Genomic DNA, 13,923 nt, shown 5'->3' with positions numbered 1-13,923 from the left:
CTTTTATTTCAGTTCGGCAAGTTTCTTGTCAATTGCTTCTTCGGTCATAAAGCTGCACATGCTGTGGTTGTTGACCAGCATAACCGGAGCGTCGCCGCATGCGCCCATGCATTCGCCTTCGACAAGGGTAAATTTACCGTCAGGCGTGGTTTCGCCGTAGCCGATACCGAGTTTTTGTTTGAGGTATTCGCCGGTAGCCATACCGCCGCGCAGGGCGCAGGGCAGGTTGGTACAAACGGTCAGTTTGTATTTGCCGACAGGCTCAAGGTCGTACATATTGTAGAAAGTAGCGACTTCGTAGGCTTGTGCAGGCGAGATGCCGATATAGTCTGCGACAAAAGCGATGATCTCGGGAGCGAGCCAGCCTTTTTCGGTCTGGGCAATACGCAATGCGCCCATAATGGCGGAGCGGCGTTGGTCTGCAGGGTATTTTGCCAACTCAATATCAATTTGTTTTAAGGATTCTGCGGATAACATTATCGGTCAACCTCCCCGAATACGATGTCCTGCGTACCGATGATGGCAACGACGTCGGCCAGCATGTGGCCTTTTGCCATTTCGTCCATGCCTTGCAGATGGGCGAAGCCGGGTGCGCGGATTTTCAGGCGGTAGGGTTTGTTTGCGCCGTCTGAAATGATGTAAACGCCGAACTCGCCTTTCGGATGTTCGACAGCGGTGTAGGTCTCGCCCTCAGGAACGTGCATACCCTCGGTAAAGAGTTTGAAATGGTGAATCAGGTCTTCCATACCTGTTTTCATTTCGGTACGTTTGGGCGGAGCGAATTTGTGGTTTGTGGTAATGACCGGACCCGGATTGACACGCAACCACTCGGAGCATTGTTTGATGATGCGCACGGATTGACGCATTTCTTCCATACGGCAGAGGTAACGGTCGTAGCAGTCGCCATTGACGCCGACGGGGATGTCGAAATCCATTTTGTCGTACACTTCGTAAGGCTGTGTCTTACGCACGTCCCATTCTACGCCGGAACCGCGCAACATGACGCCGGTAAAGCCTTTTTGCATGGCGCGCTCAGGAGAGACGACGCCGATGCCGACGGTACGCTGTTTCCAAATGCGGTTGTCGGTCAGGAGGGTTTCGAGTGTGTCGATGTTTTTCGGGAAACGTTCGCAGAAGGCATCGATGAAGTCGAGCATGGTGCCTTCGCGGGATTCGTTGAGCTGCTTCAATACTTTGGCATTACGGAATTTGCTGCTCTCGTATTTAGGCATGAAATCGGGCAGGTCGCGGTAAACGCCGCCGGGACGGAAGTAGGCGGCGTGCATACGCGCGCCGGAAACGGCTTCGTACAAGTCCATCAGCTCTTCGCGGTCGCGGAAGGCGTAAAGGATGGCGGTCATCGCGCCGATGTCGAAGGCGTGCGAACCGATGCCCATCAAGTGATTGAGGATGCGCGTTACTTCGGCGAACATCACGCGGATGTATTGGGCGCGGATAGGCACATCGATACCGGCAAGTTTTTCTACTGCCAAGCAATACGCCTGCTCGTTGACCATCATGGAAACGTAGTCCAAGCGGTCCATATAGGGCAGGGCTTGCAGATAGGTTTTGGTTTCAGCCAGTTTTTCAGTACCGCGGTGCAGGAGGCCGATATGTGGGTCGGCGCGGACGATGGTTTCGCCCTCCAACTCCAAAATCATACGCAATACGCCGTGCGCCGCAGGGTGTTGCGGGCCGAAGTTGATGGTGTAGTTTCTTAATTTATTGGCCACCGTAGTTCTCCTCACGGACGATACGCGGCGTGATCTCGCGCGGCTCAATGGTAACAGGTTGGTAAATCACGCGTTTTTGCTCTTCGTCGTAACGCATTTCCACATAGCCGGAAATCGGGAAGTCTTTGCGGAACGGATGTCCAACGAAACCGTAATCGGTCAGGATGCGGCGCAGGTCCGGATGGTTGTTGAACATGATGCCGTACATATCGAAAGCTTCGCGTTCGTACCAATCCGCGCTGTTGTAAATATCGACTACGGATTCGACTATGGGGAAGTCGTCGTCTGAAACCCAGACTCGTACGCGGATGCGTTGATTGTTTTTAACGGAAAGCAGCTGACTGACGACGGCAAAGCGCTTGCCCTGCCATACTTCGTTTTTGTAAGTGCTGTAATCGACACCGCACAAGTCGACCAGAAGCTCGAAATGCAACTCTTCATGGTCGCGCAATGCGGTCATGACTGAAATATAGTGCTCGGGCAGACACTCGACGGTAATCTCGCCCAAAGCTGAAATGACTTTGCTTGCCTGATCGCCAAGCACGCCGACGACGGTCTCGTATAAGTTTTGAATGCTTGCCATATCGTCCTCTCCTTACTCGTCACGCGCGATGGTGGAAGTGCGCTTGATTTTTTGTTGGAGCTGAATCAGGCCGTAAATCAGGGCTTCCGCAGTCGGCGGACAACCCGGCACATAAACGTCTACTGGCACGACGCGGTCGGCACCGCGCACAACGGAATAAGAATAGTGGTAATAGCCGCCACCGTTGGCACACGAGCCCATAGACAATACCCAGCGCGGCTCGGCGAGCTGGTCGTATACGCGGCGCAGGGCGGGCGCCATTTTGTTGGTCAGCGTACCTGCCACAATCATCAGGTCGGCCTGACGGGGGGACGGACGGAAAATGATGCCGAAACGGTCAAGGTCATAACGCGCCATACCCGCATGCATCATTTCCACGGCGCAGCAGGCCAAGCCGAAAGTAACCGGCCACAGCGAACCGGTACGCATATAGTTCAGCACCGTATCCGCGCTGGTGGTGATGAAACCTTTTTTCAAAACGCCTTCTATTCCCATTCCAGCGCACCTTTTTTCCATTCGTAAATAAAGCCTACCGTCAGAACGACGATAAACACCAGCATAGACCAGAAGCCGTACGCGCCCAAATCTTTGAACACGACTGCCCACGGCAACATGAACGCGACCTCCAAATCAAACAGGATAAAGAGGATGGCGACGAGGTAATAGCGCACGTCGAACTTCATCCTTGCGTTTTCAAAGGCTTCAAAACCGCATTCGTAAGCCGCGTCTTTTTCGGCATAGTGACGTTTCGGGCCTAAAATTGTGCCGAGCAGAATAAACAGTACGCCGGCCGCAAGGCCGACGAGGATGAATACGAGGACGGGAAAGTAACTGGCCAACATGGTCGTACCTAACTGGTTGACAGACAAATCTTAAAAATAGATTACCATTTTATCGAATTTCAAAAGCCATTTAAAGGTAAATATCAGCAAATCAGCAAAAAAACCCTAATAAATTCAATAAAGTTATGAGAACAATTCTTATTCTTATTTAATATTTCCAAATTTTAATTTCGTTTTAATCATGTATCATTTAATTCGGATTTTCCGCCTGTCCGATTTACTTCAAAAATCTGGAAAACCGTCCTTTCCCAAACCTCAATAAAAGCATCAGGCCGTCTGAAAACTGATTCTTTTCAGACGGCCTGCGTACATCACATTATTTTAAATAGAAAAATCAATCGACACCTTTGAGCATGCGGTTCAATACCGGGGTAAGTACCAGCAGGATACCGCAGGTTACTGCGCCGATGGTGGCCAGCATCCAGTAGAAATCCAATGGCGACTGAGCATTGTAGTAGTCTTTAAACAACACTCCGCCCAAGGTAAAGCCGATGGACAATGCTAAGAAATTCAACGCAACCATTTGTGTTTTAAACATGCTCGGTGCGATTTTAGTGGAAAACGACAGCGAAATCGGCGACAGCATCAACTCGCCTATCGTAATCGCCAGCAACACCAGCATAAACACGATAATCGGCATCGGGGTTCCGGATGAAATATATGGGATGAAACACAAATAAGAGACGCCGGTTACCAACATGGCCAGCGCAAACTTCAACGGTGTTTTAGGTTGGCGTTTGCCCATTTTCGTCCACACCGTGGCCATCACGCCGGAAAAGAGAACCACCCACATGGCCTGTATCGAATCTTTCCATGAAACAGGCACGGTAAAGCCGAAGAAAGTACGGTCAACCGTTTCGTCAAAATAAACCGTTGCAACGGTGTACACCTGAAACCAAACCGCCCAGAACATACAAATAGTCAAAAACAGCGGAATATAGGCCATGATGTAACGTTTATTGGCTGCCTCAACTTGGCTGCTGCCCAGCAAGCGTGCAAAATAAGCGATAACGGTGATAATGACCACGCCCAAAAGCCAGCGTGAAAAGTTCTCAAGATTGAGCACGCCGGAAGCAATCACGCTGCCCAACACCAAAACCAGCAACACGCCAACAGCTATTGCAGTCTGAACCTTTTCAGGGCGCAACGGATTCGGAGCCGGCGTATGCGGCAGGTTTTTACGGCCGCGCGAATACCACAGCAGGCCAAATGCCATACCGACGGCCGCCGCGCCGAAACCGTAATGGAATCCCATTCTGTCTTGCAAAATACCGGTCAACAAAGGGCCTAAGAAACCGCCGATATTGATGGAAATATAGAAAATGGAGAAACCGGCATCGCGTAATTCGCGCAGGTCGTCCCGTTCATACAAAGAGCCGACCATCGAACCGGCAGACGATTTCACGCCGCCGCTGCCCAGCGCGATAAACACCAAGCCCAACAGCAATCCCATCAAACCCGGCACAATCGCCAATAAAATATGGCCGGTCATCACGACGATACCGGCGATAAACAGGGTACGTTCCGCACCCCAAATGCGGTCGGCCAACCATGCACCGAGAATGGTGGACAGGTAAACGCTGCCGCCGTACGCGCCGACAATGCCGCCAGCCAAGGCTTTATCCATACCCAAACCGCCTTGATTCGCGGTGTAATACAGATAAATCAGCAGGATGCCCTGCATACCGTAGAAGGAAAAACGTTCCCACAGCTCAATGTGGAATAGGGTGGATAATTGCAAAGGATGGCCGAAGAAAGTTTTCTCGGCAGAAGATGGCTTTTGACCGGACATTATGAGTTCTCCTATATATTAGACAGGCTCAGGCTTCAGACGGCCTGTTATACCTACCAATCATTTTTATGGAAGCCATATATTACCGTCAATCTTTGCATTTGCAAAACATTAAAAAGCATATTCTTACAGAAAGATTAATATTCGCATTTAAAAAAGAACTCAATAGCTACATAACAAGCATATCGCGGCCATCTCCGTCATGCCCTACATATTCAAAAACCTATTAATTTTTAGATTTGCTATATTGTATTTTTCATGCGGCCGAAAACGGATATATTTACGGCGTTCGGCATTCCATTTAGACTGATAAGACTTTAGCTTATTCAAATAGATAAAACCTTTTACCCGCTGGAAATATAAATCATCGGAGTGGATATAGTTACTGCCATATTCAACAACAAACAGGCCGTCTGGAACCTTTCAGACGGCCTGTTTATCTCTTACGGTTTACACACCTTGTTTCAGGCTGGCTTCGATGAAGCCGTCCAAGTCGCCGTCCAATACGGCTTTGGTGTTGCCGACTTCGTAGCCTGTACGCAAGTCTTTGATGCGTGAGGAGTCCAAAACGTATGAGCGGATTTGGCTGCCCCAACCCACATCGGATTTGCCTTCTTCCAACGCCTGTTTCTCTTCGTTGCGTTTGCGCATTTCCAATTCGTACAGTTTGGATTTCAACATTTCCATCGCGGCAGCTTTGTTGGCGTGTTGCGAGCGGTCGTTTTGACATTGCACTACAATCCCTGTCGGCTCGTGGGTAATACGCACGGCAGAGTCGGTTTTGTTAATGTGCTGACCACCGGCACCGGATGCGCGATAGGTGTCGATACGCAAATCGGCCGGGTTGATTTCGATTTCGATGGAGTCGTCGATTTCGGGGTACACGAACACGGATGAAAAAGACGTATGGCGTTTGTTGTTGGAGTCAAACGGCGAGTATCGCACCAAGCGGTGAACGCCGGTTTCGGTACGCAGCAAGCCGTAGGCGTATTCGCCTTCCACGCGGATGGTGGCGCGGTTGATACCTGCGATTTCGCCGTCGTCTTCCTCAAGGATTTCGATTTTGAAGCCTTTGCGCTCGGCGTAACGGCTGTACATGCGGAACAGCATGCCTGCCCAGTCTTCGGCTTCCGTACCGCCTGCGCCTGCGGTAATGTCGATAAAGCAGTTGTTCGGGTCGGCAGGCTGGTTGAACATTCGTTTGAATTCGAGGTCGGCCATTTGTTTTTCCAAACCGGCCACATCTTCCTGCACGGCGGCGAAACCTTCTTCGTCGTTTTCTTCAACAGCCATTTCGATCAACATACGGTTGTCTTCGATGCCTGTGGCGATGTTGTCGAGGGTTACCACGATGCCTTCGAGGATTTTGCGCTCTTTGCCGATTTCTTGGGCGCGTTTGGGGTCGTTCCACAGTTCCGGGTCTTCGGAGAGGCCGACGACTTCTTCAAGGCGGTCTTTTTTGCCTTGGTAGTCCATGTAGACGCGGATGTCTTCGCTGCGCTTCTCCAAGTCGTTTAGGGTGTTGTTAAGCTGGTTGATTACTTCGGCTTCCATGATTCTTGTGTTCTTTCAAAATTTTAGGGGCGTATTGTAAGGGATTTGCCTGTTTTTTTCCATGACCGGGCCGTCTGAAAATGTGCAGTTTGGATTTTCAGACGGCCTCGGTTTTAAATTTTTCCATCCAAAGCCGCCAGTCGTTGTCTATCGGCGCGTTTACAGTAATCCGGCTGCCATCTTCTATGCTTTGAAAACTGAGGCTTCGCGCGTGCAACATCAGGCGTTGCGTGCCGACATGTTCGGCAACGGCATGGTTTTGGCGCAAATCGCCGTAGTTGGTGTCGCCGACGATGGGGTGGAAAATGTGTTTCATATGGCGGCGGAGTTGGTGTTTGCGGCCGGTGTGCGGCGTGAGTTCGGCCCAAGAATAACGCGAGGTCGGATAACGCAGGGCGGATTGGAACGGCAACTCGGTTTGTGCCAGACAGCGGTAGGCGGTTTGCGCTTCCTGCAAAGTCGCTTCGGTCTGCGCTTCGGCAATTTTGTCGGGCATATATTTGAGGGCGTAATCAATCAGGCCGTCTGAAGGCAGATGACCGCGAACGATGGCCCAATAAGTTTTTTCGATGGCTTTGTTTTCAAACTGCTGCGTCAATAACCGTGCGGCTTCCGTATCAAGGGCAAACAGCAAGACACCGGAAGTCGGGCGGTCGAGGCGGTGGACGGGATAAACGTGCTGCCCGATTTGATCGCGCAGGGTCTGCACGGCAAAACGGGTTTCATGTTTGTCTAACCAGCTTCGGTGCACCAGCATTCCGGCAGGTTTGTTGACGGCGATGGTGCGGCTGTCGCGGTGGATAATATCGAGCATGGCAAAGCAGTAAAAATAAAAGCAGATATTGTAACGGGCTTTTGAAAATGTGGCAGGCACACTTGCCGCCGAAACCCAACTTTCAGACGGCCTGCCCCTTTCGGGTTACAATACTGCACATAAAAACATGAAGGAAAAGCCGTGAGCCTGCTTAAAAAACTGCCCAAACCCATGCTGCCCGACGAAACACGCCGCGATATTCAGGCGCGCGAGTCGTATCATGTATTGAAAATTATTTCCGAATTTGTCGAAGCCGGCGAAGAATTGCGCGCCATTCAGCCAGCCGTCAGCATTTACGGCAGCGCGCGTACGCCCGAAAACCATCCCGACTACGAGTTCACATTGCGCTTGGCACGCAAGCTGTCGGATGCCGGATTTTCCGTCATTTCCGGCGGCGGTCCGGGCATTATGGAAGCGGCCAACAAAGGCGCGTTTGCAGGTGCAAGTCCGGCGGTGGGGCTGAATATCGTGTTGCCGCACGAGCAAAAAGCCAATCCGTATCAGGATTTGTCGATTAAATTCCAACACTTCTTCCCGCGCAAAGTCATGTTCGTCAAACACGCCGTGGCCTATGTCGTCATGCCCGGCGGTTTCGGCACATTGGACGAATTGTTTGAAAGCCTGACTTTGGTGCAAACCGGTAAAACGCCCGACCGCCCGATTATCTTAGTAGGCAAAGCATTTTGGGCAGGGCTGTTGGACTGGATACGCGAGCAGTTGCTGGGCAGAAACCTGATTTTGGAAGAGGATTTGAACTTGATCCGCACCATCGACGACGAAGACGAAATCATCGAAGAAATCTTCGCCCATTACGAAAACCGCTTGGAAGACTTGTCCGAACACCAAAATGCTTGGTCGCTGGGGCTGTAAAAAACTAAGGTTTCAACAAAAAAGCGGTTATCCCACCTGTCCTTTGCTTCATTAATAAAGGCCGTCTGAAAATGTTTTCAGACGGCCTTTTATCTTCTTTCAAAGCGTTTAATTGTTTTCCCACTCGACATGCTCACTCAAGAAGCCGCCGCTTTGGTGCGCCCAAAGTTTGGCATACAGACCTTGTTTCTCGAGCAACTCGGTGTGGCTGCCTTCTTCGATGATGCGGCCTTTGTCCAAGACGATGAGGCGGTCCATCGCGGCGATGGTGGAGAGGCGGTGGGCGATGGCAATCACGGTTTTGCCTTCCATCATTTTGTCGAGGCTTTCTTGGATGGCAGCTTCGACTTCGGAGTCGAGCGCGCTGGTGGCTTCGTCAAGCAACAGAATCGGCGCGTCTTTGAGCATGACGCGGGCGATGGCGATGCGTTGGCGTTGGCCGCCGGAAAGTTTCACGCCGCGTTCGCCAACGTGCGCATCATAGCCGCGTCGGCCTTTGGCATCGCTTAAGTTTGGAATAAAACCGGCGGCCTCGGCGCGTTCGGCGGCGGAAATCATTTCGGCTTCGGTTGCATCGGGACGGCCGTAGATAATGTTGTCACGGACGGAGCGGTGCAGCAGGGAGGTATCTTGTGTCACCAAACCGATTTGGGCGCGCAGACTTTCTTGGGTCACGCTGTCCACGTTTTGGCCGTCGATCGAAATCGTGCCGCTTTGCGGTTCGTAAAAGCGTAGGAGCAGGTTGACGATGGTGGATTTACCCGCGCCGCTACGGCCGATCAAGCCGACTTTTTCGCCGGGTTTGATGTTCAGATTAAAGCCGTTAAGAAGCGGTTTGCCTGCTTCGTAGGAGAAATCGACATGATCAAACTTGATTTCGCCTCGGGTGACTTTAAGCGGCAAGGCTTGCGGCTTGTCGAGGATGGTGTGGGGTTTGGACAGGGTGGCCATGCCGTCGTTGACAGTACCGATGTTTTCAAACAATCGGGCAGATTCCCACATGATGTATTGCGACAAACCGTTCACACGCAATGCCATGGCTGTGGCCGTGGCTACCGCACCTACGCCGACTTGGCCGTGATACCAAAGCCAAATACCCAAGGCGGTCGTACCGACGGTCAGCGAACTGTTGACGATAAAGCTGCAGGTGTGCAGCAGCGTTGCCAAACGCATTTGGGCATGGACGGTTACCATAAACTCTTCCATCGACTGCTTGGCATAAGCGGCCTCGCGCGCGCCGTGGGAGAAAAGTTTGACGGTGGCGATATTGGAGTAGGCGTCGGTAATGCGGCCGGTCATCAGCGAGCGTGCATCGGCCTGACGCGCAGCGGTTTTGCCGAGTTTGGGAATCAGAAAGCGCATAATCATCGCGAATCCAATCATCCAGCAGATAAACGGCACGATAAGCCAGGCATCGAATGAGGATAGAATCACGCCGGAAGTGATGAAGTACACCAGCACATACACAACCATATCGGCAACGGTCATCACGACATCGCGCAGCGCCAGCGCGGTCTGCATGACTTTGGCGGACACGCGTCCTGCAAATTCGTCCTGATAAAAGCCCAGGCTCTGCCCCAGCATCAGGCGGTGGAAATTCCAGCGCAGGCGCATGGGGAACACGCCTTGCAGGGTTTGCAGGCGCACACTGGACGCGAAAAAGGTCCAAACGGCAAAAAATGCCACCATAGCCATCATGCCGATTAATGCGTGGCCTTTTTCAACAAAAAGCGTTTGCGGTGTATACGTGCCAAGCCAGTCGACCACCTTGCCCATAAATTGGAACATCAAGGCTTCCATGATGCCGACACCGACCGTAAACACAGCCAACACGGCAATCCATTTGCGCACGCCTTCAATGTTGCTCCAAATAAACCGCCACAACCCTTTTTCTGGTGTTTTCGGAGCGGCTTCGGGATAAGGGTCGATGCGAGACTCGAACCACGAGAATATTTTTTTAATCATTGTTTTTGCAAATGTGATAAGACGGTCAGGCCGTCTGAAAAGAGGTGTTCAAATACATTCAAGACTGTATTTTACGGGAAAAATCCAACTGATGACAGCGGATACCGTCAGGCCGACCAAACCAATCTATTGGCTTGACCATCTAAAAATCCCTTTGCTTTGCATAAAACAAAGGCCGTCTAAAACTTTTCAGACGGCCTTTGCTGGATTTAGGTTGCCCTTAAAAATCACTCTTTACGTTGACGACCCAAATCGGCAGCGGCAGTAAACAAAACGTCGGTGGAAGAGTTCAACGCAGTTTCTGCAGAGTCTTGAATCACGCCGATAATGAAGCCGACGGCAACCACCTGCATGGCCACATCGTTATCGATACCGAACAGGCTGCACGCCAAAGGAATCAGCAGCAACGAGCCACCGGCCACACCGGATGCACCGCACGCGCTGACAGTAGCCACCAGGCTCAACAGCAGGGCGGTGGCGAAGTCAACCGTAATGCCTTGCGTGTGCGCCGCAGCCATCGCCAAAACGGTAATGGTGATTGCCGCACCGGCCATATTGATGGTTGCACCCAATGGAATGGAGATAGAGTAAGTGTCTTCGTGCAGGCCAAGTTTTTTCGCCAATGCCATGTTCACAGGGATATTGGCGGCGGAAGAACGGGTAAAGAAGGCATACACGCCGCTTTCGCGCAGGCAGGTAAACACCAGCGGGAAAGGATTGCTGCGGATTTGCGTCCACACAATAATCGGGTTGACCACCAACGCGATAAACAGCATACAGCCGAGCAATACGGCCAACAGCTGCATATAGCCGGCAAGCGCTTCAAAACCGGTTTCGGCAATGGTAGAAGACACCAAGCCGAAAATACCCAGCGGCGCAAAACGGATAATCCATTTCACAACGGTCGAAACGGTATCAGCCAAATCGGCCGCCACTTGGCGGGTCGTATCCGAACCGTGATGGCGCAAAGCCGCACCCAATATCAGGGCCCAAGCCAAAATGCCGATATAGTTGGCATTGGCCAGCGCATTAATCGGGTTGGCCACCAAATTCATCAGCAGCGTTTTCAACACTTCGACAATGCCGGAAGGCGGCGCAACGGACACATCGCCGGCCGCACGCAGAATCAGCGTGGTCGGGAATGCCATGCTGGCGACAACCGCCACCACAGCCGCTGCGAACGTACCGAAAATATACAAAATCAAAATCGGTTTTATGTGGGCCTGATTGCCTTTTTGGTGTTGCGCAATGGCGGCAGTCACCAAAACAAATACCAAAATCGGTGCAATAGCCTTAAGCGCACCGACAAACAGGCTGCCCAGCAGTCCTGCGCTGATACCGACTTGCGGCGCAACTGCGCCCACAAGAATACCTAAAACCAAGCCGATGGCGATTTGCACCACCAGGCTGACGCTGTTGATCGCGTTTAAAAGCGGATTGCCACTTGCCATATCCGTTCCTTCAATTTAAAGATATGTTAAAAAAGTCTTACATTCTAAAATAAAAAATCATTTGTCGGCGAGGTTTTCATGCACACCTCACAAAAACAGCATTAAAGTTTAGCATTTATGACACAGTTGGCACTTTATGCCAAAAATACAATCAAACCCGCTCAAATCCTACTTTCAAGCATACCCATACCGTTGCCTTATCCCTCTATAATCTTGATTTCAGACGGCCTGAAATCTGCGCCATAGAGCCGAATATAAAGGTAACTTCATCAGTCAAAACACAAAACATAAATATTACAATCAGATAGAAACAAACCAAAATCCGCCCTTACGTCACATTTTGCAACATTATCGCGCTAAATTTCCGTTTATAACCATAGCCTGAAACCTTGCAGAAATAATGTTAAAATCCCCAAACTGAAGAATTGTCGCTGTCGAACACACATCATGACCAAACTGACCTACCCTGTTTTATTTGCATCATTGGCGCTCGCCTACGGACACGCGTTGGCAGTAGATACTTCCGTTCCCAAAGCGGAAGACTACGAAGCTGTTCCCGAATCCGAAATGCCCAAGCAGCCCAAAGACGACCAAACAGGCAAACTCAAGCCCAAATTCCCCGTCAAAATCGACACCCAAGACAGCGAAATCAAAGAAATGCTTGAAGAATACCTGCCGCTGATTACCCAGCAGCAGGACGAAGAGCTGGATAAAGAGCAGGTCGGCTTCCTCGCTGAAGAGGCACCCGACAACGTCAAAACCATGCTCCGGACCAAAGGCTACTTCAACAGCAACGTCAATATTCAAGACCACGGCGAGAGCTACACCGTCAACGTTACCCCCGGCCCGCGCACCAAAGTCGACAACGTCAGCGTGGCCATCCTCGGCGACGTATTGAATGACGACAACTTGGCCGAGTACTACCAAAATGCGATGGAAAACTGGCAACAGCCTGTTGGAGAAAACTTCGACCAAGACGGCTGGAGTGCAAGTAAAACCTCCGTCCTCAGCGCGGTAACACGCAAAAAATATCCGTTGGCGAAACTCACCACCACCCAAGCCACCATCAATCCCAATACCCAAAAAGCCGATTTGAACGTCATCGTAGAGAGCAACCGTCCCATTTACTTTGGCGATTTCCAAATAACCGGCACACGCCGCTACCCTGAGAGCGTGGTTTCCGGCATGGCGCGCTTCCAACCCGGTTCGCCTTACGACTTAGACAAAATCCTCGACCTGCAACAGGCGCTCGAACAAAACGGCCACTACTCCGGTGCGTCCGTACAAGCCGACTTCGACCAACTGCAAGGCGACCGCGTTCCCGTCAAAATCAACGTGACCGAAGTCAAACGCCACAAACTGGAAACCGGTATCCGCTACGACTCCGAATACGGAATCGGCGGCCGCATCGCCTACGACTATTACAACCTCTTTAACAAAGGCTACATCGGTTCCATCGTTTGGGACATGGACAAATACGAAACCACGCTGGCCGCCGGTATCAGCCAACCGCGCAACAACCGCGGTAACTACTGGACCAGCAACGTTTCCTACAACCGCTCGACCACGCAAAACCTTGAAAAACGCGCCCTGAGCAGCGGTATTTGGTATGTCCGCGACCGCAACAATATCGATGCCCGCTTCGGCCTCGAATTCATTACCGAAGACCGCAAAGTCCCCGACACCAGCTACGATTTAGGCCGAAGCCATGCCACCATGCTGACCGCCTCATGGAAACGGCAAAGCATCGAAACCGAGCTGCACCCTCAAAACGGCTACTACCTCGACGGCAAAATCGGTACAACTTTGGGCAAACTCCTCTCCTCCACCCAAATGGCACGCGCCACGGCACGGGCAGGCTATTTCTTCACACCTGAAAACAAAAAAATCGGTACATTCATCGTACGCGGACAGGCAGGCTACGTTTATGCCCGCGAAGGCGAAGAAGTGCCGTCCAGCCTGATGTTCCGCACCGGCGGCGCGACTTCCGTACGCGGTTACGAACTCGACAGCATCGGCTTGGCCGGCCCCAACGGCTCCGTTCTGCCGCAACGCGCCTTGGTGGTCGGCAGCCTCGAATATCAATTCCCGGTTACCAAAAGCTTCTCCGGCGCCATCTTCCACGATGTTGGCGATGCGGCGAGCAACTTCAAACACATGACCTTAAAACACGGTACCGGCTTGGGTGTGCGCTGGTTCAGCCCGGTTGCGCCGTTCTCCTTTGACATTGCCTACGGCCACCACGACAAAAAAATCCGCTGGCACATCAGCTTGGGCACAAGGTTTTAAAAAACATACTCACCATCCATTCTTTCAGAC

12 protein-coding genes are annotated in these 13,923 nt (G+C 51.6%); 2 read left to right on the top strand and 10 right to left on the bottom strand.

All coding sequences use genetic code 11. The annotated features are described in order from the left end of the window. Positions 1-3: 3 nt before the first annotated feature. The 8 genes from nuoE to truC all read right to left on the bottom strand — a co-directional run bounded on the left by nuoE (position 4) and on the right by truC (position 7,318). A complete protein-coding gene (nuoE, locus tag O3681_RS06020; RefSeq protein WP_107723887.1) occupies positions 4-477 on the bottom strand; it encodes an NADH-quinone oxidoreductase subunit NuoE in 474 nt (157 codons plus the stop codon). Continuing rightward, positions 477-1,733 (bottom strand): NADH dehydrogenase (quinone) subunit D, encoded by a 1,257-nt coding sequence (gene nuoD, locus O3681_RS06015; protein WP_002221612.1) that lies wholly within the window; start codon positions 1,731-1,733, stop codon positions 477-479. Before nuoD ends, nuoE begins: the two co-directional genes overlap by 1 nt. Then, positions 1,723-2,316: an NADH-quinone oxidoreductase subunit C gene (locus O3681_RS06010; protein ID WP_049332999.1), complete on the bottom strand. Its 594-nt coding sequence runs from the start codon at positions 2,314-2,316 to the stop codon at positions 1,723-1,725. The genes nuoD and O3681_RS06010 overlap by 11 nt, the downstream gene beginning before the upstream one ends. A gap of 12 nt (positions 2,317-2,328) precedes the next feature. Next, positions 2,329-2,811: an NADH-quinone oxidoreductase subunit B family protein gene (locus O3681_RS06005; protein ID WP_002215610.1), complete on the bottom strand. Its 483-nt coding sequence runs from the start codon at positions 2,809-2,811 to the stop codon at positions 2,329-2,331. Continuing rightward, a complete protein-coding gene (locus O3681_RS06000) occupies positions 2,802-3,158 on the bottom strand; it encodes an NADH-quinone oxidoreductase subunit A (RefSeq protein WP_003686600.1) in 357 nt (118 codons plus the stop codon). The genes O3681_RS06005 and O3681_RS06000 overlap by 10 nt, the downstream gene beginning before the upstream one ends. A 334-nt stretch (positions 3,159-3,492) precedes the next feature. Then, the gene (locus tag O3681_RS05995; protein ID WP_371459524.1) at positions 3,493-4,950 is read right to left on the bottom strand and encodes an oligopeptide:H+ symporter; all 1,458 of its coding nucleotides are present in this window, start codon (positions 4,948-4,950) and stop codon (positions 3,493-3,495) included. 450 nt (positions 4,951-5,400) lie between these two features. Continuing rightward, positions 5,401-6,504 carry a peptide chain release factor 2 gene (prfB, locus tag O3681_RS05990; protein ID WP_003681666.1) on the bottom strand — a complete coding sequence of 368 codons (1,104 nt, stop codon included), beginning with the start codon at positions 6,502-6,504 and terminating at the stop codon, positions 5,401-5,403. Positions 6,505-6,601: 97 nt separating this feature from the next. Then, positions 6,602-7,318 (bottom strand): tRNA pseudouridine(65) synthase TruC, encoded by a 717-nt coding sequence (gene truC / locus O3681_RS05985; RefSeq protein ID WP_107696843.1) that lies wholly within the window; start codon positions 7,316-7,318, stop codon positions 6,602-6,604. 141 nt (positions 7,319-7,459) lie between these two features. On the opposite strand from truC, the gene O3681_RS05980 reads away from it, so the two are divergent. After that, positions 7,460-8,188 (top strand): TIGR00730 family Rossman fold protein, encoded by a 729-nt coding sequence (locus O3681_RS05980; RefSeq protein ID WP_371459523.1) that lies wholly within the window; start codon positions 7,460-7,462, stop codon positions 8,186-8,188. 108 nt (positions 8,189-8,296) lie between these two features. Here O3681_RS05980 and O3681_RS05975 read toward each other — a convergent pair whose 3' ends face one another. Together O3681_RS05975 and sstT are read right to left on the bottom strand one after the other, a co-directional pair. Continuing rightward, a complete protein-coding gene (locus O3681_RS05975) occupies positions 8,297-10,153 on the bottom strand; it encodes an ABC transporter ATP-binding protein (protein WP_371459522.1) in 1,857 nt (618 codons plus the stop codon). Positions 10,154-10,380: 227 nt separating this feature from the next. Further along, positions 10,381-11,604: a serine/threonine transporter SstT gene (gene sstT / locus O3681_RS05970; protein WP_070646271.1), complete on the bottom strand. Its 1,224-nt coding sequence runs from the start codon at positions 11,602-11,604 to the stop codon at positions 10,381-10,383. Between the two features lie 447 nt (positions 11,605-12,051). On the opposite strand from sstT, the gene O3681_RS05965 reads away from it, so the two are divergent. Further along, entirely contained in the window at positions 12,052-13,893 is a 1,842-nt protein-coding gene (locus O3681_RS05965; protein ID WP_107696804.1) for an autotransporter assembly complex family protein, read from the top strand. Positions 13,894-13,923: the final 30 nt, after the last annotated feature.

It is taken from the genome of Neisseria sp. 27098_8_158 (genome assembly GCF_041433145.1).
Taxonomy (GTDB): domain Bacteria; phylum Pseudomonadota; class Gammaproteobacteria; order Burkholderiales; family Neisseriaceae; genus Neisseria; species Neisseria subflava_E.
The sequence above is the reverse complement of the archived record's forward strand: the minus strand, read 5'-3'. Positions and strand labels throughout refer to the sequence as shown.

What these genes read in the sequence shown, in the direction of transcription:
- nuoE (WP_107723887.1), bottom strand. Translation starts at nt 477, where the DNA reads ATGTTATCCGCAGAATCCTTAAAACAAATTGATATTGAGTTGGCAAAA.
- O3681_RS06010 (WP_049332999.1), bottom strand. Translation starts at nt 2,316, where the DNA reads ATGGCAAGCATTCAAAACTTATACGAGACCGTCGTCGGCGTGCTTGGC.
- O3681_RS06005 (WP_002215610.1), bottom strand. Translation starts at nt 2,811, where the DNA reads ATGGGAATAGAAGGCGTTTTGAAAAAAGGTTTCATCACCACCAGCGCG.
- O3681_RS06000 (WP_003686600.1), bottom strand. Translation starts at nt 3,158, where the DNA reads ATGTTGGCCAGTTACTTTCCCGTCCTCGTATTCATCCTCGTCGGCCTT.
- O3681_RS05995 (WP_371459524.1), bottom strand. Translation starts at nt 4,950, where the DNA reads ATGTCCGGTCAAAAGCCATCTTCTGCCGAGAAAACTTTCTTCGGCCAT.
- prfB (WP_003681666.1), bottom strand. Translation starts at nt 6,504, where the DNA reads ATGGAAGCCGAAGTAATCAACCAGCTTAACAACACCCTAAACGACTTG.
- truC (WP_107696843.1), bottom strand. Translation starts at nt 7,318, where the DNA reads ATGCTCGATATTATCCACCGCGACAGCCGCACCATCGCCGTCAACAAA.
- O3681_RS05975 (WP_371459522.1), bottom strand. Translation starts at nt 10,153, where the DNA reads ATGATTAAAAAAATATTCTCGTGGTTCGAGTCTCGCATCGACCCTTAT.
- sstT (WP_070646271.1), bottom strand. Translation starts at nt 11,604, where the DNA reads ATGGCAAGTGGCAATCCGCTTTTAAACGCGATCAACAGCGTCAGCCTG.
- O3681_RS05965 (WP_107696804.1), top strand. Translation starts at nt 12,052, where the DNA reads ATGACCAAACTGACCTACCCTGTTTTATTTGCATCATTGGCGCTCGCC.